Origin of the sequence: Tumebacillus lacus, assembly GCF_026410385.1 — a bacterium.
In the GTDB taxonomy this organism is placed as follows: Bacteria; Bacillota; Bacilli; order Tumebacillales; family Tumebacillaceae; genus Tumebacillus; species Tumebacillus lacus.
In genome coordinates this window covers 301,428-324,042 of the sequence record NZ_JAPMLT010000003.1, presented here as the reverse complement: position 1 = coordinate 324,042, position 22,615 = coordinate 301,428, and the positions used below count along the sequence as shown (strand labels likewise).

Here is a 22,615-nt window from a genome sequence, read left to right as displayed (position 1 = left end):
CTTTTTTGATGTGGGAACATCACGCGGAATGCGTGTGCCCTTGCGGCACGTCCGGTTTTAACAGGCGATACGCTCCGGTGCTCCAAGCGATCAGCGGGGCGGCGATCAGCATGAACAGGCCGCCCAGGGCGATCAGCGCGACAGGTCCAGCCGTTTCGACGACGGGACCTGCGACACTGTAGGTGAGGAGCGAGAACGCGTAGAGGATCGCGTTGATCACCGAGTAGACGCGACCGCGCACTTCGTTTGGCGTTCCTTCGGCGAAGAGCGCGGACACCGGGGTGATCGCGCCCGCTTCGAACAGGCCGGAGAGCAGGAACAGAGCGATCAGCCACCACGCGGACGGGTGCAGCAGCACGCCGACGTAGCACAGCCCTTGCAGCATCACTCCGCCGACGATCACGAGACGACGCTCCCACGAGCGCTCTTTCCAGCCGATCAACAACGTGCCGAGCACCGTGCCGACAGCGGCGGCCGAGACGACGAGCGTGTAGAGCGAGTCGCTCTCCGTCGCCGACATGCCAAGGCCGTCTTTCAAATAGAGCAACACGCCCATGAGCAACACCGTGCGTGCCAAGTAGCGCAACAGCGAGATCATCGTCGCAAAGCGCAGCAGCGGTGTGCGGAGGATCGTCATCGCTCCTTCTTTCATCTGGCTCAGGATCGTGACGATGCCGTTTGATCTGCCAGCGGAAGAGGCGGCAGATCGGGCGGCCGAGCGGCGAGCACTGTCCGGGAAGCGGATCATCAGCGTGGCGAGCACCGCGGCGAGGAAGGTGAAGCTGTCCAGCAGGATGATCGTGCGGGCACCGCCTGCCAGCGCGACCAGACCGGCCGCCAGAAACGGCCCGATCATCTGCGAGATCTGGAAGGTCGTATAGGAGAGTCCGATCGTCTTGACGTACATCTCGCGCGGCACCAGTTCCGGAATGACGGCGGAACGGGCCGGGGAGAAGATCGTCGCCATGCACTGCGACAGGAAGAGCAAGACGTAGATCAGGTAGATGTTGCTGGTGAAGAAGATGATCAACATAAACAGGACACGAATCAAATCTGTTGCGATCAACACCGTCCGCCGGTCGGCCCGGTCGACGAGCACGCCGGCAAAGGGACCGATCAAGATCCAAGGCAACGTGGTGATCATAAAGGAGATCGCCAGGTCGAGTGCCGAACCGGTGATCTGATACACCAGCAAGGGGATCGCCACGACGCTGAGCGCATCGCCGATCTGCGAGATCGCTTGACCGATCCACATCCAGAAATAGTTGCGGTTTTGCAAGACAGCGCGGTAGGTGACAGGCGGCGCAGTCTGGTTGCTCATCAAGTGCACCTCCATGATTCGCTTGTAAGAGTTTATTTTATTCCGAAAATTCATAAGGGTCAATCGGACAAAAGGCATGCAAAACGGAAGGAAGAAAACATTTTCGAAAAGAAGTGAAATTCCTATGCATTTGTGTATTAATTACCCTAACCCAATATGCCTGATTATTATAATCAAAGATACTGTAAAGTCAATAGTTGAAATACATAGAATTATCAGATACTATTGAGTCAACAAGAAACGCTTGAAAGTAATCATGCAAAAATAAAACATTACAACGGCTGCGGGCGTCACCGGTCCGCATCTGGAACGGGAGGACGAACATGTTTGATTTGAAGATCAACGAACACGATACCCTGCTCAAGTTCGACCGTCAGCTGCCGGTTTACAACTGGTACTATCCATTCTTGACAGCGGATAGCCCGAAAGTATCCGCTCACGAAGCGCTGGTTCGGTTGGAAAATGTGCCGGGAAGCCGCCGCCGCGCTCTGTACTTCCACGTGCCGTTCTGTGACACGATCTGTACGTTTTGCCCCTTCTACCGGATCGCCAACCATTCGGAGTCTGATGCGGTAGAACGATATGTAAACGCTTTACTGAAAGAGATCGAGTTGAAGAGCCAGTATCCGGCGGTCGGGAAAGTCCCGGTCGAGGTGATCTTCATCGGCGGCGGCACGCCGTCGGTCATGACCGCCGACCAGATCAAGCGCCTCGGCGAAGCGATCCATCGCCACTTCGATCTCTCACAGCTCAAAGAGTTCACGTTCGAGTTGGAAGTCAAGAGCGTGACCCGCGAGAAACTCGAAGCGATGAAGTCGATCGGGGTCAACCGGATCTCCTTCGGCATTCAAACCTTCAACCCGAAATACCGCGAGATCTTCAACATCACGTCGACGGTGGAGCAAGTGCGCCAGGTGGCCGAGTGGGGCAAAGAGATCATCGGCTACGTCAACGTGGACATGATCTACGGCATGGCCGGGCAGACGGTCGAAGAACTGATCGAAGACGCGGAACATGCGATGGCGCTCGGGACCAAGACGGTCGACTTCTACCCGCTGAACAACATGGCGGCGTCGATGAAGATGCACCGCGAGATGCGCAAGCAATCGCTGCCGCAGCTCTCGATGATGACCAAGGTCTCGCACCGGATGTTCCTCGACGAGTACATGCGTGCTCGGGGCTACGTCGCGATCAACGGCTATGCCTACACCAAAAAACCGGCCGAAGTCACCGGTCGCGTCTCGATTCATCCGGACCCGGTGTTCATGTATCATGATGTTGCGTACGGCCATGAAGAAGACGAAGTCATCGCATTCGGCGCCGGCGCTTACACTCAGGCGCAGGGCTTCCTGATGACCAACGTGGCCAACCTCGACCAGTATTTCAAAGCGCTGGACGAAGGTGAACTGCCGACGCAGGCGTACGAGATCGAGGCATGCCCGGAAAAAGGCATCATCTACTTCCCGTACCGCGGCTCGCTGGAAAAAGACCGCATCGACTGGGATCGCATCCCGGCCGAGGTCAAGCAGCGGTTTGACGAAGTGGTGGCAGGCGGGTTTGTGGTGGAGTACGAGGACCGCTATCTGCTGGCACAGCCCGGCTGGCTGTTCTACGTCAACCTCATCTACTACCTGATGCCGGAAAAAGGCCGCACGATCATCTCGAACTACATCGAGGGCCGCATCGAAGACGGCCGAGAGCCGGATCGGACGGAGCTGCTGCTTCCGTTCGACGAGAAGCCGACGGTCGTTTTGGAAAACGCGTAAGATCTTCCTAACTGATGGACCTGCGGCTTGACCGCTTCCATATAAAAAATCGAGAACAGGGGATGACAAACATGGAAAACCAACCGATCATCTGGAAAAACGTTGAGCCGATCATCTGGAAAAACGCGGCTGAGCCGATCATCTGGAACAACGAAGTCGCTCCGATCATCTGGTAATCACCCGATGACCCAAAAAGTCCGGTCCACGCGTCTGACGCTGACCGGACTTTTTATTTTATCCATTAATGTATTGTTTGCTATTATATTCATTTCAGAAATAAAGTCAATAGTTGTAATAAAAAGAATAATCAGATAAAATGAAGTCAAGGAGGTGAGCAGACATGGAGCGCAACATCCTCATCATCTGGTAATATGAGCGGGCGAACAACCAAAAAAAGTCCGGTTATGCGCAGGACGCAGGCCGGGCTTTTTTTGTTCTTTACAAAAGGTTCGTCTTTCCTCTAAAATGTAACTCGTACTGGACAATTCCATACCCGCAGTCGCTAGGGGTGCCTTTTGCAGGCTGAGAAGCGTAAAGAACGCTAACCCTCCGAACTCGATCCTGGGTAATACCGGCGTGAGGAAGTGACCTGACTGAGCAAAAGTACTGAAACACTCAGCCTCGATCTGTCTCGTCCTCTGCCGCGTTTCTGCGGGAGAGGATTTTTATTTATCCGCATCATACATGACATCTTGGGAGGAAATGGGACATGAAAACTGGCAATGTCGTAAACTTCCGCGAAGTGATGATCACGGTGATCCTGGCGATCATCTGTGGTTTTCTCTACGTGGGGTGGGCTCCGCTGTTTATGGGCTTGGACGCAGCGCTTCCGGGCGCGGGCGATTCGATTTATGGGGTCTGGTTCTTTGCGGGCGTGCTGGCCGCGCTGATCGTGCAAAAGCCGGGCATCGCGCTGCTGGCTGAAGTGGCGGCCGCTTCCGGGGAGCTTTTGATGGGCGGTCCGTACGGGCTGTCGACGCTGCTCTACGGTCTGGCGCAAGGCGCGGCGACCGAGGTGATCTTCCTGATCTTCGGCTACAAAAACTTCAAGCTCCCGGTGCTGCTGCTGGCAGGCGCGGCTGCAGGTGCGGCGAGCCTTGTGTACGACGCGTTCTCCGGCTACCTGGCGGAGCTGAACACGACGGCGATGACGGCGAAGATCGTGCTGCGCGTGCTGTCCGGGGCGATCTTTGCAGGTCTCCTCGCACAAGTGGTGGCAGGTCTGCTGGTCAAGACCGGCGTGCTGAACTCCTACGCGATCGTCAAGAAAAAGATGGAACGGCCGTTCTAATGAACCATACGCACCTCAACAAGACACCCTTTCTCGGCTGTGAAGGGGTGTCTGTGCAATTTTTTGACCGGGAAACGCCTGCCCTGAGCGAGATGAGTGTTTCGATCGAAGAAAAGGAAAGCGTGCTCCTGCTCGGCCCGAGCGGCAGCGGCAAAAGCACGCTGGCTCTGGTGCTGTCCGGGATCATCCCGCGCTCGGTCGATGCGTGGATGAAAGGGACGGTCTACCGGCCGGACCGGGTCGGGGTGATGTTCCAAGACCCGGATGCGCAGTTTTGCATGATGACGGTGGAGGACGAGATCGCGTTCTCCTTGGAAAATCGCATGGTGCCGCCTGCCGAGATGCGCGGACGAATCGAGGCCTTGATGAAGGAAGTGCGGTTGGATGTGCCGCTTTGCCGCAGGATCAATGAGCTGTCGGGCGGGTTGAAGCAGCGATTGGCTTTGGCGTGTCTGTTGGCTTTGGAGCCGGATGTGCTGTTTTTTGACGAGCCGACGGCGCAGCTTGACCCGGAGAACACGCGTTATGTGCTGGAGGACATCCGCCGCCTGCATGGCAAAAAGACGCTTGTGCTGATCGAGCATAAACTGGACGGTGCGATGGAAGCGGTCGACCGGGTGCTGCTGTTCGGATCGCAGGGGAGGATCGAAGGTGAAGGGCGACCGGAGGATGTGCTGCGCGATCACGCCGATGCGATCAAGCGGTACGGGATCTGGACGCCGCGCCTGTGGCCGGTGACGTGGCCGGAGCTGTTGCTTCCGGGCCATGAACTGGGTGCTTCGTTGACTCAGCAGGCGGCCCGCTTTGAGCAGCGGGCGGTCGAGACGCAGATGGAGCAGGCGGTTCGAAAAGCGGATGCACCGCTGCTGGCTGTGCAGGGCGGCGGGCTGACGTACCGCAGCGGCCTGCGGGTCTGGTCGGATGTGGACGTCGAGGTGCGGCCGGGCGAGTGGGTCGCGGTCGTCGGCGCGAACGGAGCGGGCAAGAGCACGTTCCTGAAGGCGGTCGGCGGTCTGCACGAGTTGACGGAAGGCAAGGTCTTGTGGAAGAAAAAGGAACTGAAGAGCTACAAATCAGAAGCGTTGTATGACGCGGTCGGATTTGTGTTTCAAAACCCGGAGCATCAGTTTATCGCCGACACGGTCTATGAGGAGGTCGCATTTGGCGGCAAGCTCGCCGGATGGCCGCAGGAGCAGGTGCAGGCGGAGACGGAGCGGTTGCTGGTCGATTTCCGCCTTGAGGAGTTGCGCGGCAAAAACCCGTTCACGCTGTCTCAGGGGCAAAAGCGGCGGCTGAGCGTCGCCGGGATGCTCTTGAAAAATCAGGAGTTGCTCCTCCTCGACGAGCCGACGTTCGGGCAGGATGCGGCGACGACGGAAGAACTGCTCCAGCGCCTCGCCGAGCGCAACGGGCAGGGCACGACGATCCTGATGGCGACGCATGACATGGAGATCGTGGCAGCGTATGCGACGAGGGTGTTGGTGTTTGCCGAGGGCGGGCTGCTCTTTGACGGGCAGCCGCAGGAGTTGTTTGCCCGGCCGGACCTGTTGCGCCACGCGTCGCTGAACGAGCCGCTGGCGTATGAGTACAAGCGCCGGGTGCGCGAACGGGAGGAAGGTGCCGTGCATGTCTGAGACCGATAGTCTGGTCAGCCGGGTCAATCCGTCGATCAAGCTGTTTCTGCATCTGATCGCGATGTTGCTGTTGATCGTGGCGAAAGACCCGGTGACCACGCTGTATCTGCTGGCGATTCCGGTGCTCCTGTCGCTGACGGTGGCTCGGATTCCGCTGAAGCGATTCCTCGTGCGGATCGCGCCGTTTTTGGTCTTGCTGGCGACGACGACGTGGATGCTCGCGGCGTACGGCAAAGGCACGACGGTGGTGTATGAACTGGGTTGGTTCCGATTTACGGAGGAGGGGCTGAGCAACGGCCTCAACATCGGGTTTCGGACGATGGCGTTCGTGAGCTACGGGCTGCTGTTCACCGAGACGACCGATGTGACCAAACTGGTGCTGTCCTTGATGCAACAGTGCAAACTGCCGCCGAAGATCGCCTATGCGATGCTGGCCGCGTTTCGATTTTTGCCGATGTTCAAAGAGGAGTACGAGCAGGTCAAAGCGGCGCATCGCGTGCGCGGCGTGGCCCGCGTACCGGGGATACGGGGCAAGGTGCAGGCGGTGCTCCGCTACACCGTGCCGCTGCTGGCTCAGGGCATCCGCAAAGCGGAGCGAGTGGCGGTCGCATTGGAAGCACGGGGCTTTGACGGCTCGTGGAACCGCACGTTTTACCGCACGGTGCCGATCACGTGGCGCGACGGGGTGTATCTGGTGATCCTCGCCGTGCTGCACGTGGGTGTGTGGGTGCTGGTGAAGTAAACAAAAAAAGCAAGTCTCCGGTCCGGAGACTTGCTTTTTGCTGTTTAGAGAGCGGGCAAGAGCAGGGTGAACTGCGTGCCTTTGCCTTTTTCGCTTTGCACGTCGATGCGGCCGTTGATCGAGTGGATGATCTGGTAGCAGACCATCAGGCCGAGCCCGGTGCCGCTTTCTTTGGTGGTGAAGAACGGATTGCCGAGCTTGGTCAGCTCATCCGGGGTCATGCCGACGCCACAGTCGGCGATCTCGATGATCAGTTGCCGACTGCGCTTGTAGGCGCGGACGGTGACAGTACCGCCGTCCGGCATCGCTTCGATGCCGTTTTTGAGCAGGTTCATCAGCACTTGGCTGAGCTGCTCCGGGTCGGCCATCGTGCTCAAATTGTGTTCGCACACCGTATCGATCATGACGCCTCGCAGCGTGGCGAACGGTGAGATGATCCCCGTGACGTGAGTGATCCGCTCGCAGACGTCGACCGCCTCCATGCGTTCGAACTGCGGTTTGGCGTAAGAGAGGTAGTTGCGGATGATGCTCTCGGAGCGGTCGAGCTCTTCGATGCCCATTTTCAAAAACGTCTCGCGCTTTTGGGGATCGACGCCGTCGCGTTGCAAGAGTTGGAGAAAGCCGCGCACGACCGTCAAAGGATTGCGCAGTTCGTGCGCCATCGAAGCGGTCAATTCGCCGATGCCTTGCCATTTGGCGTTGCGATGCATCTGATAGCGCATCACCTCTTTTTCCCGCGTGCTTTCCAGCAGGTAGACGGCGATGAACAGACAGAGCAGCGTGATGGCGGTGAGGCAGAGGAAGAAGGGCATGAGCGGATTGGAAAGCGGCGGGATCTGCATCTGATCGTGCATTTGCCAGAGCGCGACAACGACCAGGATCACCAGTTCCAGCAGGGCGAGTCCCATCGCGACCAGCACTTTGGTCCGTCTGGCGTATCTCGGAAAATACGGGATCAACAGAAAGGCGGGCAGGAACATCAGCGGGAAGGTCAGCGACATGTACAGCGCGCCGACTCCGCCGATGGCGAACCGATAAAGAAAGAAGGCTGCGACGAGCACAGCTCCGCCCCGATAGCCGCCGTAGAGGATGCCGATCACCATCGGCACGAGGCGCAGATCGAAGAGAAAACCCGGCACGAGGCGCACCGGGACGGTCATGACGAGGAGCAGAGACAGGATGGAAAACAGGGAGATCACCGCCCGGTGCCGGGAGCGCGACCACTGGGTGGATTTCTCCGCCCAGAGGCTTTGGAACAGGAAGATCGGCAACAGGACGATCAGCACGTTAAACAACAGGTCTTTAAATTCGCTCATGCAGGCTCACCTCGCATCTCTTCGTCAGCGGCGGGCAGGGAGATTTTAAAGCGGGTGCCGATGTCCTTTTCGCTGGTGACTTCGATCGTGCCGTTCATGGCTTGGATCAGTTGGTAGGAGACCATGAAGCCAAGGCCGGTGCCCGATTCTTTCGTCGTGTAAAAGGCGCTGCCGAGCTGCGCCGTCTCTTCCTTGGTCATGCCGATGCCGGTGTCCCGCACGTCGATGATGACGTGACGGTTTTCCCGGCCGGCCTGGATCGTCAGCGTGCCGCCTGTGGGCATCGCTTCGATGCCGTTTTTGAACAGGTTGACCAGCACTTGGCTCAACTTGGACGGATCGGCCTCGACAAACAGCCCGAGCTCCGTGTGTTGGCGGATCTCGACGCTGCGCAACAGCGCAAACGAGGAGATGATGCCGGTGACGTGGGCGATGCGTTCCCCGACGTCGAAGGAGATCTGCTCTTCTTCCGTTTTGGGACGGGCGAAGGACAGGTAGTTGGTGATGATCTTTTCCGAGCGGTCCAGTTCTTCAATGCTCATGCGCAGGAAGAGGGCCTCTTTTTCTTTGTCGAGGCGGCCTTCGAGCAGGAGTTGGAGGAAGCCGCGCACGACCGTCATCGGATTGCGGATCTCGTGGGCCAGCGAGGCGGCCAGTTCGCCGAGCACCTGAAGCTTTTCGGCGCGTTGGATCTCACGGCGCATGTGGACTTTTTCCCGCATGTTTTCGATCAGATAGAGAGCGAGCCACATGCCGAACGCGTGAAGAAGCGTATAGGCGGCAAACAGCGGCAGATGCTCATTCTCAAAGAAAGGCATCCCTTCGGAGAGCAGGATGACGAGGTTGACCAGCGTCGAGGAAAGCGTCGCCAGCAGGACGGCGAGCATGACTTTCTGACCTCTCGCAAAATAGCGGAAGCGGGGAGCCAGCCAAAAGGCGATCAGCAGAACGACCGGGTACGTCCCGAGCGCCACCCACAGTCCGTTGCCGCCCAGAAACAGGCGATAGGCGAACAACACGGCGATCAGCAACAGCCCGGAACGGCGTCCGCCGTAGAGGATGCCGAGCAGAAGCGGGATCAAGCGCAGGTCATAGAGATAGTCGGGCGACAGACGCAGCGGGAAGGTCATGCACAGCAGTATGGAAACGGCGGTGAGCACGGTGATCGCGGCGCGGTTGCGATGCGGCACGAAGTCCCGGCGTTCCACCCAAAACGACTGGTAGATAAAGATCGGAATCAAAATCAACAGGAAATTCAGAAATAAGTCTTGAATACCGGACAACTGGTTTTCACCTCAATCAAGTCAAACAGAATACAGGCGTTCGTTCGTCACGTTTCGACATGAATTCGACAAGAAAACACAGATTCCTGCACGATGATTCGACATTTTAAATATCTTTTGCGGGAAAATCAGGAAGGATTCAAGTGGGGTTGAGCCATGAGACATGCGAGTCGCAGAATGAGAGGAAGTGCTGGCGAGGTGGAAGGAGTGGACAGGGGCTAACAAGAATCGATATAGGCAAGATTACACTCATATAGAAGCTAAGAAGTGAGGAGGTACCATGATCCCATTAGATAAGAATCGATTAATTGAGCAAGTTAATCAGCTTGGATACAGTATTTCTGGGTTAAACGATCTAATGAAGATCGGTCCAAAGGACAAAGTTGTCATACCTGTTCTTTTAGAACATCTGCAAACGATCACAGATGAACGGGACAAGCAAACACTGGTACGATGTTTAGGGGTAAAGGGATACGATGAGGTGACTTCGTTTCTTATCGAGGAGTACCGTAAATCTGATAGTCACTACTATAAATGGGCGATCGGCAATTCGTTAGAAATCATCCGGGATAAGTCTAAACTTCACGAATATGTAGAGATCATTAAGAACAAAGAGCATGGAAGATCGAGACAGATGATTGTAACGCTAGTTGGGAAACTCGGGGGTGCAAAGGAAGCATCTGTCTTACTCGAGTTGTTACACGATCAGGATGTGAATTTGCATGCGATTGATGCGATTGGGGCTTGAAGAACTCGAACTTAATTCCCTATGTGGAGCCTTTTTTGACTCACCAAGTTGCCGGATATCGCAACGAAGCGAAAAAAGTGATCAAGAAACTAGAAAAAATTCGTGAAAAACAAGCTCCACCCACACAACATTGAAAAACGGCTTCAATTCTTTCGTAATCGCAAAGCCCTGTATGAGACGTCGAATTTCCGCGGGAGATGATTGGGAAAGTGAGGATGATTTTTTGATTTCTTTGGATCAAGAGAAGTTGTTGAAAGACCTCAGAGATATCGGGTATGTGTATGAGAAATAAAAAACAACCGACTCTGCAGTGAGAGTCGGTTGTTTTTTATGAAAGACGAATTACTTCGCAGCTGCGAAGCGCTTGTTGACTTCGTCCCAGTTGATGATGTTGTAGAACGCGCCGATGTAGTCCGGGCGTTTGTTTTGGAACTTGAGGTAGTACGCGTGCTCCCAGACGTCGAGGCCGAGGATCGGCGTTTTGCCTTCCATGACCGGGGAGTCTTGGTTCGGGGTGGAGGTGACTTCGAGCTTGCCGTTGTTTACGACCAGCCATGCCCAGCCGGAGCCGAAACGGGTGGTAGCCGCTTTGGTGAACTCGGCTTTGAAGTTCTCGTAGGAACCGAATGCCGCGTTGATCGCGTCACCGATTGCGCCGGTCGGCTCGCCGCCGCCGTTCGGGGAGAGGATTTCCCAGAACAGGGAGTGGTTGTGATGGCCTCCGCCGTGGTTGCGAACCGGGGTGCGGATGCCTTCCGGAAGCGCGTCGATGTTTGCGAGCAGCTCTTCCAGGGATTTGCCTTGCAGGTCTGCGTGTGCTTCCAGAGCTGCGTTCAGGCCGTTTACGTAGGTCGCGTGGTGACGGTCATGGTGGATCTCCATGGTCAGCGCGTCAAAATGCGGTTCGAGTGCGTCAAACGCGTACGGGAGTGCCGGGAGTTGATGTGCCATTGGGAAAAACCTCCTATGTAGTCGAGTTATTATACATACTTGTATCTTATCTTATAAAGATGGGAAAGCCAAGTGGTGTTTTTGTAACGCATCCCACGAACTAGGATACTCGCGACCTCGGCGGTTCATACGTCAGCCGGGGGAGTGGAACAAGAAAAAGCCCCTTTGCCGGAGAGGGGCAAAGGGGCTTTTTCTTTGCAAGCGTTTGATCGGAGAGGTGCATGGTAAGTACTTTCTCGTCCTAGACCTGCATCATGACCCGCTGATGTGTTGTATCATATGTCCAAAAGGTTTGGTTCGGTGCTCAAAAAACGGTGGGCGGATGCGGATTTCTTTCTCCAAGAGGGCTTTTTGTCGGATGTGATACAATAGGAGAGACTGTTTGAAAAAGGGGTGACCACGCAATGGAACAACAACCTCTCCTCTGGGGAGATAAACGCTATCATACATGGAATCATCACCTGCGCGGCATTTTTGGAGAGAAGATCTTCAAAGTGCCGCTCGACGCCGGATTTACCTGTCCGAACCGCGACGGGTCGGTGGCGACCGGCGGCTGCACGTTCTGCTCGGCGCGCGGGTCGGGCGACTTTGCGGGCAACCGCAGCGATGACCTCGTGCAGCAGTTTGACGACATCCGCCAGAAGATGCACAAAAAATGGCCGAAAGCGAAATACCTCGGCTATTTCCAAGCGTACACCAACACGTACGCGCCGGTGGAAGAGCTGCGCGAGTACTATGAGACGATCCTCGCCCAGCCGGACGTGGTCGGGCTGTCGATCGCGACACGGCCGGACTGCCTGCCGGACGACGTGGTCGAGTACCTCGCCGATCTGAACAAGCGCACGTATCTGTGGCTGGAGCTCGGCCTGCAGACGATGCATGAAGAGACGGCCGAACTGGTCAACCGGGCGCATGATTTCCAGACGTATCTCGATGCGGTGGAGCGGCTCCGCAAACAGGACATCCGCGTCTGCTCGCACATCATCCTCGGCCTGCCGGGTGAGACGGATGAGATGATGATGCAGACGGCGAAAGCGGTGGCCGACATGGATGTGCAGGGGATCAAGATCCACCTGTTGCATCTGCTGAAATACACGCCGATGGTCAAGCAGCATGAGCAGGGGCTGGTCGAGTTTTTGGATATGGACCGCTATCTGAAGTTGGTCTGTGACATGCTGGAGATCTTGCCGCCCGACATGGTGATCCACCGCCTGACCGGGGACGGTCCGCCCGATACGCTGATCGGTCCGCTGTGGAGCTTGGACAAATGGTCGGTGCTCAACGGGATCGACGATGAGATGAAACGGCGCAACTCGTGGCAGGGCAAGTATTATCAGAAAAAGCAGGTGGCGACGGAAGCATGAGCTTGACGCTGAAGCCGCTGCTCGGCTATGGGAAAGAGATCCTGTCCAAGGTGCTGGAACCGGGCGACATCGCGGTCGACGCGACGGTCGGCAACGGGCACGACACGCTGTTTTTAGCGACGTGCACGGGCGCGGACGGGCAGGTGTACGGATTTGATGTGCAGGCGGAGGCGTTGGCCAGCGCCAAGGCGAGGCTCGACGAGGCCGGTGTGCTGGAGCGGGTGACGCTGTGGCAGGCCGGGCATGAGCAGATGGGGGAGCGGCTTGCGATGCATCGCGGTCAGGTCAAGGCGGTGACGTTCAACCTCGGCTATCTGCCAGGCGGTGACAAGGAGCGGGTGACGGTGACGTCGACGACATTGCCCGCCCTCGAAGCGGCGCTCGATCTGCTGGCACCCGGCGGGCTGGTGACGGCGATGCTCTACTCCGGGCATCCGCAGGGCAAAGAAGAGGCGCAGGCGGTGCTGGAGTGGGCGAAGGGGCTGGATCAGAAGCGGGCGCACGTGTTGCTCTATCAGTTCTGGAACCAGAAAAACGACCCGCCCGTGCTGCTCGCCATCGAAAAGCGCAACTCTCCATCGACATGATGGGGAGTTTTTCGTGTTTGCGGCTCTGTAACAAAAAGGGGGCGGGCCGCGACTAGATAGGCAGAAGAACGCGTTGGTGGAGAAGGCGGGGGACAAACGAGAGATGGTGGAACGGGATCTGGACGAGTGGTACCGGCTGTATCACCGCGATGTATTTGCGTATATCGGCTATCATGTGCGGGGGCGACAGGATGTGGAGGACATCGCGCAGGAGGTGTTCGTCCGGGTGCTGATCGGGGCGGAACGATATCAGGGGCTGGCCAGTCCCAAGACGTGGATCTTGGCGATCGCCCGCCGGACGGTGGCCGACTGGTACCGCAAGAAGCGGTTGAAGGCGTTGTTTTCGCTGTCGGAGGCGTTTGACGTGGTCAGCGAGGAGCCGTCGCCGCATGAACAGGCGGTGATGGGCGCACGGGAAGCGAGGCTGCGCGAAGGTCTGTTGCAGTTGAAAAAAGACGCCCGCGATGTGGTGGTGCTGCGGATGCTCCATGAGTTTTCGACGGAAGAGACGGCGGAGATCCTCGGCTGGTCGTCGGCGAAGACGCGCACGACGCTGCATCGGGCGATGAAAAAATTGCAGGAGTTGCTTGGCGAGGATGAGCTGTTTGCGCCGGAGTCTGCGGAGAAAGGAGTGAGCGTGAAATGACCGACAGACAGTGGGAAGGCCTCGACGAGGAACTGAAGTCGATCCGACCGCAACAGGGCGAACTGCCGGTGGGACCGGAGTTTGACGAGGCGCGTTTTAAGCGGCGGGTGGTGCGCGAATACAAGCGGCGCACGCATGCGGAGACCCGTTCGCGCTGGCTGGGCCGGGGGCTGACGGGCTTGACGGCGGCGGCTGCGGTCTGGGCGGGGCTGTTGATCGCCGATCCGTTCACCGCTTCGCAGACGGAGCAGGGTGCGGGACTCTACAGCCAGGCGGGAGAACCGAAGGCGAGAGGGGAGACATCCGCGACAGAATCCGCTTCGTCCGCGGCAGCCAACATGACAACGGACACGGCGAAACGAGTGGCGACACCGCAGGAAGTGGTGAAATACGACACGACGGTGCCCGATCTGGGGTCGGGGCAGCTCGCGTTTTATTTCTCCGGGCAGATCACGGCGGAACAGATGCGCGACCTCAAGTTGCCGCCCGAGCAGATGCTCGATGAAGAGACAGAATTTGGCCTGTATCTGCTCAACGGGAGTGTGCAGGCGTACGGGCTGGCCGACGGCGAACTGCAGGTGAGAATCCGCCAAGAGCCGACCCGGCTGCAGGTGTGGTCGGTGCCGAGCCTGCTGCTCAAGGACTATGCGGGGCAGAAGGTGCGGGTGCGCGTGTTTGACGAGGCGGGAGCGGAACTGACACCGATGCAGGAGATTGTGTTGCCGGGAGTGCGATAAACAATTTAGGAAGCGAGTTTGTTGCGAAAATGACACATCTAGTATGCTATAATGCTACTGGACAACTCATTTTTGACAGACAAGGGTGAAACAGTGTGGCTGATCCGATTCAAAAAGAGCGAAGCTTTAAACGCGGCATGATCGTGTTGATCGGTGTGCTCGTGATTGTCTTTGCCGGCACTTTGGCCTATCTCTATGATAAGAACAAACCGCGCGAGGCAGATGTCTATCTGATTCCGCAAGGGTACAACGGTCCGGTGGTTGTGCAGTACTGGATCGAAGGCACACCGGAGCTGACGAAGGACGGCGATCATTTTGTCTTCACCATCCCGCCGGACGGCAAGCTCGACACGGTGACGAAGCAACCGAACTCCGGCGTGGCGCAAGATCTGTATTATTATGTGGACGCGAACGGCAATCGCACGGAACTGGTCTACGGCAAGGACATCCACGGCATCTTCCTCGGCCGTGACGAAGACGATCTCTCGGGCCCGCTGACCGGCAGTTTCTACGTCGGTACGGAACAGCAGTGGCAAGAGTGGAACCGCACGAAGCATGAAGAGCATATGAAGAAGAAAAAAGAAGAGCCGCGCCGTTATTACTAGGAAGCGGCGGAGGAGAGCAGCCTGCGACGGGTTGCTCTTTTTTTATGTTTTCGGGGACGGCGGGGAATCCTACCTGTAAAGGAAGGAGGCGAGAGTGGATGAAACGAAAGCTGTTGCTGGCCGCACTCGGGATGCTGGTCGCGACCGGCATCGTGTTGCCCAAGCACGTGCACGCGGAGACCAAGTCGTATCTGAGCACGACGCACGTGTCGCAAAAGCCGGTCGAGCCGAAGCAGGAGTACTGGATCGTCACCAATGAAATCTCGGCAAAGGCGACCGACACGACGCCGGAGATGGAAGTGTACCGCTGGGACCCCGGATTTTTGGTGGTGCAAAAGGACAAGCCGGTCACGCTGCATTTTTACGGCGTGAAAGGCAAGGCGCACCCCTTCGAGATCATCGGGCTCGGCGTGAAAGGCAACGTCGTCAAAGGCAAGGTGACGACGGTGACGTTTACCCCGAAGAAGGCAGGGACGTATCCGATCGTGTGCCTGACGCACCCGTCGAAGGAAAAGAACGGGCCGATGGTCGGGTATTTGCGAGTGGAAGAGTAGGACGGGAAGAGGCAGCCGGGTGCGGGCTGCCTCTTTTTTCTTGTGTGCGCAAAAAGGATCAGGAGGTGGTGAGGTAGAAGTTATGTTAACGAAGAAAGGGAGGTCGGAATGATGAAAAAAGTGATCTGCGGACCGTTTGACAGCGCGTTGCGCGAGGTGTGGACGGCGGAAGTGGCCGGGGCGATCCAGGACGGGAAAGGGGAGTCGTGTCTGTATCTGGTGCCGACGCGGGGATTGGCAGGCGCGGTGCGGCAACAGATCTTGACCGGGCTGCCCGGAACGGCGGGGGAGCAGGTGTTGACGCTGTATGAGGTCGTCGAGGCGGTGCTGGCTCGGAGCGGACGCAGCGGCGACCGTGCTGTGGCGCGGATCGATGCGTTGACGGCCGAACGGCTGACGGCACGGGTGATGCGCGGGATGGACGGTACGTATCAAGGCTCGCCGTGGGAGACGTGGTCGCACTCGCCCGGTGTGGTGGCGGCGTTTCGCCAACATATCGGGGAGCTGAAGCGGGCGCGGATCGAGCCGGAGCGGCTGCAGGAGATCGCGGGCAGCCGGGCGCGTTCCGGTGCGCGGGATGCGGCCGATGTGCAGGCGTTGGCCGACGTGTATGCGGCATATCAGGCGGAGCTGCGGGCCGGGGAAGCGGTGCTGCTCGATACGGAGGAGACGTATCTGGAGGCGGCAAGGTGGCTTTTGAAGCATGGCCTGCAGGCGGCGTTTCCCGGCGCGACGCGGGTGTATGTCGATTCGTTTACCGACTTTGAACCGCACCAGTGGAGCGTGCTTGAGCAAGTGCTGAGCGCGGAGCAGGTGTTGGTTTATTTGCCGTACCAAAAGGAGCGGTGGGCGTGGTTGGAAGCAGCGGCCGCCCAGATGGAGCGGATGATCGGGCAGTTTGCGGAGCGCGGGTTTGAGGTGGAGGTCGCGGATGCGGGTGCGGCTTTGGACGATGCTGTTGCTGAGGATTTGCTCGCATTTCGGGAGCGGTTGTTTGCGCCGCATGCGGAACCGGTGTCAGACGCGCCGAACGTGGAGGTGTTTGCGGCCCGGACGGTGGAGAAGGAGTGGCTGTGGGTCGCGAAACGGATCAAGGAACTGTGCGCGGACGGTGTGTCGCCGCATGAGATCGCGATCCTGACGCCGCAGGAATGGCGGGTCGGCGGCACGGGGCAACGGGTGCTGGCGGCGGAAGGCATCCAGGTGGAGCGAGCGGCGACGATGCGCGCGGCCGATGTGCCGTGGGTGCGCGATCTGTTGGCGTTGTGCGCGGTCGCGGACGAGGACTGGCATCGCGAGGCGTTGCAGCGGGCGGCAGGTGCTCTGTGGTGGTGGGAGCACCCGTTGCGCGGGCGTGAGACGCAGGTGATGGCGGCCGCTCGCGGGCTCGGTGTGGTGAAGGGACTGGAGAAGTGGCGGTCTCGTTTGGCGACGGCGCTGGTTTCGGCCGACGGGGAAGCGGCGGAGATCTGGCAGGCGGTCGCGGGCTGGTTGGAATTTTTGGCGGAGAAGTTGGCCGCGCTGCCTGTGGCGGCGACGGGGAGCGAGATGGCCGATGCGTTGCGCGGTTGGATACCGGCGGCGAAGATGCACGCGGCGTGGACGGAGCGGTATCGGACGGGCCAGCTGAGCGGCGCGGATCTGCAGCGCGATCTGCAAGCGCGGGAGGCGTTGGTCGCGGTGCTCGACGGCGTGGTGAAGACGGAAGCGTTGCTCGGTGCGGAGACGATGACGCGCGGTGAATGTGTCGGGTGGATACGCCGGCAGTTGGAAGCGGCAGAGGTGCGGCCGGATCGCGGGCGTCGCGGCGGGGTGACCGTGTTGGAGCCGTCGGCTGCCAGAGGGCTGTCGTTCCGGTATGTGTTTTTCGTCGGGCTGAATGAAGGCGCGTGGCCGGTGCCGCCGAGTACCCCGTGGTTGCTGCGGGAAGGGCTGCGCGAAGAGTTGGCGGCGGAGATGCCGCTGCTGTCCGCACATGTGCAGGGGGATCAGCAGAAGCTGTTTTTCCTGATGGGCTGGCAGACGGCGCGGGAAGGCGCGTTTCTTTCCTATGTCGGCGGGTCGAAGCGGGATCTGCCGTCACGGTATGTCGAGGAGGTCTGCGGGCTGTGTCCGGCGTTGAAGGAGCGGGACAAGGATGCGTATTTGTCCGGGTCGGCCCTGTATCCGGCGGAGCAGGGACGCATCTCCAATCGACGCGAGGTGCGGGACTGGCTGGCAGCCCGAGCGGCGACGTCTGGCGAAGTGCCGCCGGAAGCGGTGACGGCTGCCGGTGGCACTGCGAGGTGGTGGCAGGTGTTGCGGCAGGCGCAAGGGGAGTTGGAGCGTGCCGCACAGCCTGGCAGGACGCCGTTTGACGGCGCGTTGCAGGACCCGGAGGCGCAGCGGGAGTTGGCGGCGGCGTTTTCGGAGGAACGGGTGTACAGCGTGTCGCTGTTTAATCGGTACGGCGCGTGTCCGTATCAATTTTTCCTGTCGCGTGTGTTGAGGTTGGAAGAGGAGCAGGAGGAGGAAGAAGAGCTGTCCGCGCTGGAGAAAGGCAACCTGTATCATGCGGTGTTGCATGAGTTGTACCGTCCGCTGACCTGTGTGGAGCGGATCACATCGGATGCGGTCGAGCGTCTGCGTGGGGAGTTGCCGCTGGTGTTTGAAAGGCAGTGGCGCAAGGCGCAGTCCGGGCGGCAAAAGGCCGGCGGGAAGCGGCAGGAGCTGGCGAAGGAGCGGATGCTGCGGCGGCTGCAGGAGTATGTGGAGAGCGAGATCGAGGCGTGGGAGACGCTCGGGTTGCCGCTGGTGCCGCGCTATCTGGAGTGGGTGTTTGGCATGGAGTTTGGGCCGGAGCAGGACCCGCGTTCGCAGACGGAGCCGGTGACGGTCGCCGGATTGAAATTTCGCGGGCAGATCGACCGGATCGATGTGGCGGGCACTGAGTCGGGGGCGAGGGCGTTTTACCTCGTCGATTACAAGACGAAGGGCACGAAGGCGATGCCCAAGGCGATTGAGCAGGGGCTGGATTTTCAGTTGCCTGTGTATCTGAAGGCGGTCGAGCAGGCGCTGTTTGGAGAGGGCTCGGCTGTCGGCGGGGCGTACGTTTCGATTGAAAAGGCGGATCGGACGACCGGTGCGCTGGTGAAAGCGGAACATCTGCAGGATCTCGGGATGGGCAAAAAGCGGCTCAAGCTCGGGAGCGAGGAATGGGACGCGTTGTTGGCGGGCAGTGAGGCGATGCTGCGCCGATATCGCGAGAGGATGGCGGACGGGCAGTTTCCGGTGGAGCCGGGGGACGAGAAGGTGTGCGACTACTGCGAGTATCGTCAGGCGTGCCGGTATGACCGGCTGCGGGCGATGAAGCGAAACGGGAGAGGAGCGGTGTCAGATGGCGAATGAGAAGCGGGATGTGCGTCCGACGGCAGAGCAGTGGCAGGCGATCACGGGGCTAAATCAGCATCTGTCGGTGTCGGCCGGTGCCGGGGCGGGCAAGACGTGGGTGCTGACGGAGCGGTATACGGCGATGTTGGCGGGACGGCCGCTGATCTTGCCGCCGTCTGAGAGTGCGGACGGTGTATCGGAGGCGGAGGCTGGGGTACATGCGCCGAGCCGACCTGGGAATATTGTGGCGATCACGTTTACGAAGGAGGCGGCCGGGGAGATGAAGGCCCGCGTCCGGGAGCGGCTCGCCGTGTGGTTGGCGGAGGCCGATCCGGCGGAGCGGCGGCGGATCGGGCTGCTGAAGGAAGAGGTGGAGCGGGCGACGATCACGACGATCCACGGGTGGTGCTCGGAACTGCTGCGTGAGTATCCGCTGGAGGCGGGGGTCGATCCGCAGTTTGCGGTGGCGGAGGAGAGCGAGGCGCGCCGCTGGCTGGATGAGGCGGTGCGCGAGGTGCTCGACGAAGGGCTCGACGGCGAGGAGGAAGCGGTGATTCGGCTGGTCGGGGAGTATGGGTATGAGGCGTTGGTCGGGGCGGTGAAGCCGTTTTACAACGGGGTGCGGGAACAGACGGAAGACTTTGCCCGCATGGCGGAGGAGACGGTGGAACGGCTTGGACGGTTGACGTCGCGGATTCCCGAGTGGTTTGACGCGCTGGAACTGCGTCTGCGGAACATCGCGCAGTTGGATCTGTCGAAGAAGGATACGTCGAAAGGCTCGGCGAAACGGGCGGCTCAGTTGCAGGTGCAGTGGCCGTCGATCTCGGAGCGGCTGCATGGTTGGCGACAGAGCGGCTTTCTGTATGAGGAGGAGATCGGCGCGTGGCTGGCCGGGCTGCCGGACGGGTGGGGCGTGCTGATCAAGGAATTGAAAGAGGACGTGCCCCCCTTGAAGGAAGCGGCGGTCGAACTGGCGCGCTGTCTGGTGCCGCCGGGCATGGTGACGGCGGTGCGCGATGTCTGCGCTCTGCTGGAGCGGGTGCATGCCGCGTACGGGCAGCGCAAACGGGCGGAAGGGGCGCTCGATTTTACCGATCTGCAAAACGGCGCTGTGGAGCTGTTGATGCGTCCGGCTGTGCGGGAAGCGCAGGCGGAGCGGTTGCGATATTTGATGGTGGATGAGTTTCAGGATACGAATCCGGTGCAAAAGCTGTTGCTCGATGCGCTGACGGCGGGGAATGAGCAGTTGCGCTTGTTTGTTGTCGGGGATGCGAAGCAGTCGATCTACCGGTTTCGCGGCGCGGATCTGGATGTCTTTTTGCAAACGCAAGGGGAGATACGGGAACGCGGGGGTGAGCATCTCTCGCTGGCTCATAACTTTCGGACGCAGGGGCCGATCATCGAGTTTGTGAATCGGTTGTTTGCGCGGGTGATGGCGTCCGGGGAGGACGGCGTCGAGTACCAGCCGATGGAAGCGACGCGGGCGGCTGCACAGGATGCCGCGACGGTGGAAATTTTGCATCTGCCGGAGACGGGGGACAGTGCCGGGAACCGCATGCAGGAAGCGAAGGCGGTGGCACGGCGCATTCAGGAGATGGTCCAGCAAGAGGCGCTGGTGCCGACGGCGGACGGGCTGCGGGCTGTGCAATACCGCGATGTGACGATGCTGTTTGCGGCGATGACGCATGTGTCGCTGTATGAGCATGCGTTGCAGGAGGCGGGGATTCCCTATTACATCGTCGGCTCGCGTCACTTTTTCCGGCGGCAGGAAGTGTGGGATCTGGTGCAGGTGTTGCAGGCGGTGGCGTTGCAGGGTGCGGTGGTGCCGCTGATCGGGGCTTTGCGTTCGCCGCTGTTTGGCGTGTCGGACGAGGCGATCTATTGGCTGGGGCGCAAAGGGTTGCTGGCTGATGACTGGCGGGAGACGGCCAACTGGCACCGGATCTCCGAGCGGGATCGGGAGGTGCTGACGGCGGCGCAAGAGCGGCTGCGGGCTTGGCGCGAGGGCGTCGTGTTTCGCGGGGCGTATGAACTGCTGGCCGACGTGCTGGAGCAGACAGGGTATGAGCAGGCGGTGTTGCTGACGTTCGGCGGTGTGCAGAAGGTCGGGAACGTGCGAAAATTGCTCGATCTCTCGCTGGAGCAACCGCCGAAGCGGGCATCGGTGCCGGCGTTTCTGGACATGGTGTCGCGGCAGATCGAAGACGGTGCGGATGAAGAGGACGCGCAGGTGGAGTCGGATCAAAGCGATGTCGTGAAGATCATGACGGTGCACAAGTCGAAAGGGCTGGAGTTTCCGGTGGTGATCTTGCCGGACATGGCGCGGGAGGCGAGTGCGCGGTCAGACGGGAAGTTTCGCTATGCGCCGGAGTACGGGCTGGTCGTGTCGTTTGCCGAGCAGGAGGCGTGGAATGATCTCGGCTATGCGGCGGCCCTGCGGGAGCGGGAGCGGCGCAAGTCGCTGGCGGAGGAGCGTCGCAAATTGTACGTGGCGATGACGCGTGCCCGCGACTATCTGCTGCTGGTCGGGACGCGCGATGAGCCCAAGCAAGCGGTGACGCTGGACAGCTCTCGTTGGTTCGACTGGCTGGTGGCGGCGATGGCGGAAGGCAGGCTGTCGCAGATGGAAGCGTCGATCCGGGCGGAGTGGCCGGAAGTGCGGTGGACGTCGAAGGCTGACGCGGCGGATGGCGTGATGGATGGCGGCGTGGAAGCGGAAGCGGGCGGTATGGCGGATGTGGTGCCGGTACATGCTCTTGACCCAGCTCTGGTGCGCGATCCTGCGGAGGCAGTGGCGGCGTGGCGCGAGGTCGCGCTGGCCGAAAGAGAAGCGGCCGCGTCCGTTGTCTCCGCCGAGGGGGCTCGGCAGACGGTGACGGAGGCGTTTCCGCTGCTCCGTGCCCCGGTGCCGAGAACGGATCAGGGCAGAGGGGTTACCGTGTCGGTGAGCGCGTTGATGACCTATTTGGAGTGTCCCCGCTTGTATTTCTATCGGTATGAGTGGCGGTTGCCGGAGTCGGGCGGCCGGGATGCGGCTGATGACGAACCAGCGGCGGCTCGCGAGGAGACGGCGCTCGATCCGGCGTTGCGCGGGACGCTCGTGCACCGCGTGTTGGAGTGGACAGACGAACCGGCACAGGCGGATCAGGCGATGCGGCGGGCGTTGGCGGAGCAGGGGATCGTCGGCCCTGCGACAGAGGCGTGGGAGCCGGTGTTGCGGCGGGATCTCGATGCGTATCTGAACAGCGGATTGTTCCGCGAGGTGCAAGAGGCGGCGGAGCAAAAGCGGGAGATGATGTTCCGCTATGCGCTCGGACGGCATGAGGTGACCGGGGTGCTTGACAAGGCGATTCGGCGGGAGGACGGGCAGGCGGTCGTGATCGATTTCAAGACGAATCGGCTGACGGAGGCTCGGCTTCCGGATGTGGTCAGGCAGTATGCGCCGCAGTTGAAGTTGTATACGATGGTGGTGCGAGAGTTGCTCGGATGGGACGTGGAGCGGGCGGTGTTGTACTTCACGGCATTGGCGCAAGAAGCGGCGGTGCCGACCGGCGAGGCGGAACTGCGAGCATTCGCGGGGCAAGCGGAAGCGGCGTTGGAGCACATCGCGATGGCGGAGCACCCGGAGGAGTATGCTCGGACGGCGGAGGAGCGTCGTTGCGGGGGATGCGGGTATCGGGGGATCTGCAAGGGGATGTGAT

General features: G+C 59.8%; 17 protein-coding genes and 1 riboswitch. Of the genes, 13 read left to right on the top strand and 4 right to left on the bottom strand.

Annotation, left to right across the window (positions count from 1 at the left end):
• Window positions 1-19: 19 nt before the first annotated feature.
• Window positions 20-1,321: an MFS transporter gene (locus OS242_RS08865; RefSeq protein WP_267151317.1), complete on the bottom strand. Its 1,302-nt coding sequence runs from the start codon at window positions 1,319-1,321 to the stop codon at window positions 20-22.
• Window positions 1,322-1,644: 323 nt separating this feature from the next.
• Between OS242_RS08865 and OS242_RS08860 the strand changes: the two genes are divergently transcribed.
• The 4 genes from OS242_RS08860 (at window position 1,645) to OS242_RS08845 (ending at window position 6,754) form a co-directional block, all read left to right on the top strand.
• Complete coding sequence (locus OS242_RS08860; protein WP_267151316.1) at window positions 1,645-3,087, top strand: coproporphyrinogen-III oxidase family protein; 1,443 nt, start codon at window positions 1,645-1,647, stop codon at window positions 3,085-3,087.
• Between the two features lie 494 nt (window positions 3,088-3,581).
• Window positions 3,582-3,687: riboswitch (TPP riboswitch) on the top strand.
• A 109-nt stretch (window positions 3,688-3,796) separates the two neighbouring features.
• Window positions 3,797-4,378 carry an ECF transporter S component gene (locus OS242_RS08855; protein ID WP_267151315.1) on the top strand — a complete coding sequence of 194 codons (582 nt, stop codon included), beginning with the start codon at window positions 3,797-3,799 and terminating at the stop codon, window positions 4,376-4,378.
• Entirely contained in the window at window positions 4,378-6,012 is a 1,635-nt protein-coding gene (locus tag OS242_RS08850; protein WP_267151314.1) for an ABC transporter ATP-binding protein, read from the top strand. Before OS242_RS08855 ends, OS242_RS08850 begins: the two co-directional genes overlap by 1 nt.
• A complete protein-coding gene (locus tag OS242_RS08845; RefSeq protein WP_267151313.1) occupies window positions 6,005-6,754 on the top strand; it encodes an energy-coupling factor transporter transmembrane component T family protein in 750 nt (249 codons plus the stop codon). Before OS242_RS08850 ends, OS242_RS08845 begins: the two co-directional genes overlap by 8 nt.
• Before the next feature lie 44 nt (window positions 6,755-6,798).
• Here OS242_RS08845 and OS242_RS08840 read toward each other — a convergent pair whose 3' ends face one another.
• Window positions 6,799-8,070: an ATP-binding protein gene (locus OS242_RS08840; protein ID WP_267151312.1), complete on the bottom strand. Its 1,272-nt coding sequence runs from the start codon at window positions 8,068-8,070 to the stop codon at window positions 6,799-6,801.
• Window positions 8,067-9,353 carry an ATP-binding protein gene (locus OS242_RS08835; RefSeq protein ID WP_267151311.1) on the bottom strand — a complete coding sequence of 429 codons (1,287 nt, stop codon included), beginning with the start codon at window positions 9,351-9,353 and terminating at the stop codon, window positions 8,067-8,069. Before OS242_RS08835 ends, OS242_RS08840 begins: the two co-directional genes overlap by 4 nt.
• A 280-nt stretch (window positions 9,354-9,633) precedes the next feature.
• Here OS242_RS08835 and OS242_RS08830 point away from each other — a divergent pair, with 280 nt between their 5' ends.
• A complete protein-coding gene (locus OS242_RS08830) occupies window positions 9,634-10,101 on the top strand; it encodes a HEAT repeat domain-containing protein (RefSeq protein WP_267151310.1) in 468 nt (155 codons plus the stop codon).
• A 342-nt stretch (window positions 10,102-10,443) separates the two neighbouring features.
• On the opposite strand, the gene OS242_RS08825 is transcribed toward OS242_RS08830, so the two are convergent.
• Window positions 10,444-11,052 carry a superoxide dismutase gene (locus OS242_RS08825; protein WP_267151309.1) on the bottom strand — a complete coding sequence of 203 codons (609 nt, stop codon included), beginning with the start codon at window positions 11,050-11,052 and terminating at the stop codon, window positions 10,444-10,446.
• Between the two features lie 404 nt (window positions 11,053-11,456).
• Here OS242_RS08825 and OS242_RS08820 point away from each other — a divergent pair, with 404 nt between their 5' ends.
• The 8 genes from OS242_RS08820 to OS242_RS08785 all read left to right on the top strand — a co-directional run bounded on the left by OS242_RS08820 (window position 11,457) and on the right by OS242_RS08785 (window position 22,614).
• Window positions 11,457-12,416, top strand: coding sequence for a TIGR01212 family radical SAM protein (locus OS242_RS08820; RefSeq protein ID WP_267151308.1), 960 nt, complete (start codon window positions 11,457-11,459; stop codon window positions 12,414-12,416).
• A complete protein-coding gene (locus OS242_RS08815; RefSeq protein WP_323372925.1) occupies window positions 12,413-13,003 on the top strand; it encodes a class I SAM-dependent methyltransferase in 591 nt (196 codons plus the stop codon). The genes OS242_RS08820 and OS242_RS08815 overlap by 4 nt, the downstream gene beginning before the upstream one ends.
• Before the next feature lie 76 nt (window positions 13,004-13,079).
• Window positions 13,080-13,649 carry an RNA polymerase sigma factor gene (locus OS242_RS08810; RefSeq protein WP_267151307.1) on the top strand — a complete coding sequence of 190 codons (570 nt, stop codon included), beginning with the start codon at window positions 13,080-13,082 and terminating at the stop codon, window positions 13,647-13,649.
• Complete coding sequence (locus OS242_RS08805) at window positions 13,646-14,386, top strand: hypothetical protein (protein ID WP_267151306.1); 741 nt, start codon at window positions 13,646-13,648, stop codon at window positions 14,384-14,386. The genes OS242_RS08810 and OS242_RS08805 overlap by 4 nt, the downstream gene beginning before the upstream one ends.
• A 95-nt stretch (window positions 14,387-14,481) precedes the next feature.
• Entirely contained in the window at window positions 14,482-14,991 is a 510-nt protein-coding gene (locus tag OS242_RS08800) for a DUF6843 domain-containing protein (protein ID WP_267151305.1), read from the top strand.
• A 98-nt stretch (window positions 14,992-15,089) separates the two neighbouring features.
• Window positions 15,090-15,545, top strand: a complete 456-nt coding sequence (locus tag OS242_RS08795) for a cupredoxin domain-containing protein (protein ID WP_267151304.1) — start codon at window positions 15,090-15,092, stop codon at window positions 15,543-15,545.
• A gap of 111 nt (window positions 15,546-15,656) precedes the next feature.
• Complete coding sequence (locus OS242_RS08790; RefSeq protein ID WP_267151303.1) at window positions 15,657-18,932, top strand: PD-(D/E)XK nuclease family protein; 3,276 nt, start codon at window positions 15,657-15,659, stop codon at window positions 18,930-18,932.
• Complete coding sequence (locus OS242_RS08785; RefSeq protein WP_267151302.1) at window positions 18,922-22,614, top strand: UvrD-helicase domain-containing protein; 3,693 nt, start codon at window positions 18,922-18,924, stop codon at window positions 22,612-22,614. The genes OS242_RS08790 and OS242_RS08785 overlap by 11 nt, the downstream gene beginning before the upstream one ends.
• Window position 22,615: the final 1 nt, after the last annotated feature.

Excerpts from the sequence above, each read along its gene's own strand:
- OS242_RS08865 (WP_267151317.1), bottom strand. The coding sequence starts at position 1,321 with ATGAGCAACCAGACTGCGCCGCCTGTCACCTACCGCGCTGTCTTGCAA.
- OS242_RS08860 (WP_267151316.1), top strand. The coding sequence starts at position 1,645 with ATGTTTGATTTGAAGATCAACGAACACGATACCCTGCTCAAGTTCGAC.
- OS242_RS08855 (WP_267151315.1), top strand. The coding sequence starts at position 3,797 with ATGAAAACTGGCAATGTCGTAAACTTCCGCGAAGTGATGATCACGGTG.
- OS242_RS08850 (WP_267151314.1), top strand. The coding sequence starts at position 4,378 with ATGAACCATACGCACCTCAACAAGACACCCTTTCTCGGCTGTGAAGGG.
- OS242_RS08845 (WP_267151313.1), top strand. The coding sequence starts at position 6,005 with ATGTCTGAGACCGATAGTCTGGTCAGCCGGGTCAATCCGTCGATCAAG.
- OS242_RS08840 (WP_267151312.1), bottom strand. The coding sequence starts at position 8,070 with ATGAGCGAATTTAAAGACCTGTTGTTTAACGTGCTGATCGTCCTGTTG.
- OS242_RS08830 (WP_267151310.1), top strand. The coding sequence starts at position 9,634 with ATGATCCCATTAGATAAGAATCGATTAATTGAGCAAGTTAATCAGCTT.
- OS242_RS08825 (WP_267151309.1), bottom strand. The coding sequence starts at position 11,052 with ATGGCACATCAACTCCCGGCACTCCCGTACGCGTTTGACGCACTCGAA.
- OS242_RS08820 (WP_267151308.1), top strand. The coding sequence starts at position 11,457 with ATGGAACAACAACCTCTCCTCTGGGGAGATAAACGCTATCATACATGG.
- OS242_RS08815 (WP_323372925.1), top strand. The coding sequence starts at position 12,413 with ATGAGCTTGACGCTGAAGCCGCTGCTCGGCTATGGGAAAGAGATCCTG.
- OS242_RS08805 (WP_267151306.1), top strand. The coding sequence starts at position 13,646 with ATGACCGACAGACAGTGGGAAGGCCTCGACGAGGAACTGAAGTCGATC.
- OS242_RS08795 (WP_267151304.1), top strand. The coding sequence starts at position 15,090 with ATGAAACGAAAGCTGTTGCTGGCCGCACTCGGGATGCTGGTCGCGACC.
- OS242_RS08790 (WP_267151303.1), top strand. The coding sequence starts at position 15,657 with ATGAAAAAAGTGATCTGCGGACCGTTTGACAGCGCGTTGCGCGAGGTG.
- OS242_RS08785 (WP_267151302.1), top strand. The coding sequence starts at position 18,922 with ATGGCGAATGAGAAGCGGGATGTGCGTCCGACGGCAGAGCAGTGGCAG.